The following is a 1,578-nucleotide window of genomic DNA, read 5'->3' as shown; positions in this document are numbered from 1 at the left end:
GGGCTTCGTCGTCCCCAAATTCGGGCTCGAGACACTGGGGTTGAAGAACCTCGGTAACGTCCATTGGAACCTGTCGGTTCCCGCTCTCTACGAAGAGGCGGTGCGCCGCGGCGAGGGCCAGGTGGCGGATGGCGGCGCGCTGGTGGTGCGCACCGGCGTGCATACCGGCCGCTCGCCCAACGACAAGTTCTTCGTCGAGGATTCGGAGACCAAGGGCCGCATCGACTGGGGCAAGACCAACAAGCCGATCTCGCCGGAACGCTATCGCAGGCTCTACAACCGCATGCTGGGCTATGCCCAGCGCCGCGACCTGTTCGTGCGTGACTGCTGGGCCGGCGCCGATCCCGCGCATCGCATCGGCGTGCGCGTGCTGACCGAGACCGCCTGGCACAACCTCTTTGCCCGCAACATGTTCCTCCGGCCGCGCCGCGAAGAGCTTGAGCGCTTCAAGCCGGAATTCACCATCCTGAACCTGCCGGGCTTCCAGGCCGATCCCGAGAGCGATGGCACGGCGTCGGACTGCGCCATCCTGGTGAACTTCAGCGAGCGCGTCGTGGCGATCTGCGGCACCTGGTATGCAGGCGAGATCAAGAAGTCGGTGTTCACCATCCTGAACTACCTGCTGCCCGACAAGAACGTGCTGCCCATGCACGCGTCGGCCAATGTCGGGCCCAAGGGCGACGTGGCGATCTTCTTCGGCCTGTCGGGCACCGGCAAGACCACGCTGTCGGCCGATCCCTCGCGCACGCTGCTGGGCGACGACGAGCACGGCTGGGGCGAGAAGAGCCTGTTCAACTTCGAGGGCGGCTGCTACGCCAAGGTGATCAAGCTTTCCCGAGAGGCCGAGCCCGAGATCTACGCCACCACCGAGCGCTTCGGCACGGTGCTCGAGAACGTGGTGATCGATCCGGCGACCGGCGCGCTCGACCTCGACGACGGCCGCTACACCGAGAACACGCGCGCCTGCTATCCGCTGGAGTTCATTCCGAACGCATCGGCTACGGGCGTGGCCGGCATCCCTGAGAACATCGTCATGCTGACGGCCGATGCCTTCGGCGTGCTGCCGCCGATCTCGCGGCTCAGCCCCGAGCAGGCGATGTATCACTTCCTGTCGGGCTATACCGCGCGCGTGGCCGGCACCGAGAAGGGCGTGACCGAGCCGCAGGCGACCTTCTCGACCTGCTTCGGCGCACCGTTCATGCCGCGTCATCCCACCGTCTACGCCAAGATGCTGGGCGAGAAGATGGCCCGCCAGCACGTCAAGTGCTGGCTGGTCAACACCGGCTGGTCGGGCGGCGGCTTCGGCGTCGGCGAGCGCATGTCGATCCGGCACACCCGCGCCATGGTGCGGGCCGCGCTCGACGGCACGCTGGCCGCGGCGGCGAGCTCGACCGACCCGCACTTCGGCATGCAGGTGCCCAGCGCCTGCCCCGACGTGCCGGGCGAGGTGCTGAACCCCAAGAACACCTGGAAGGACAAGAAGGCCTACGACACCGCCGCGCGCGACGTCGCCAAGCGCTTCGAGGCCAACTTCCAGCAGTTCGAGAGCCACGTCGACGGCAAGGTCAAGCAGGCGGC

Annotated in this window: 1 protein-coding gene; it reads left to right on the top strand. The window is 67.2% G+C overall.

All coding sequences use genetic code 11. The annotated features are described in order from the left end of the window. Positions 1-34: 34 nt before the first annotated feature. Positions 35-1,578: phosphoenolpyruvate carboxykinase (locus RSO01_RS46670; protein ID WP_147157457.1), on the top strand; the 1,544-nt coding region annotated here is incomplete at its 3' end.

The organism is Reyranella soli (assembly GCF_007992495.1).
Classification (GTDB): domain Bacteria; phylum Pseudomonadota; class Alphaproteobacteria; order Reyranellales; family Reyranellaceae; genus Reyranella; species Reyranella soli.
The sequence above is the reverse complement of the archived record's forward strand: the minus strand, read 5'-3'. Positions and strand labels throughout refer to the sequence as shown.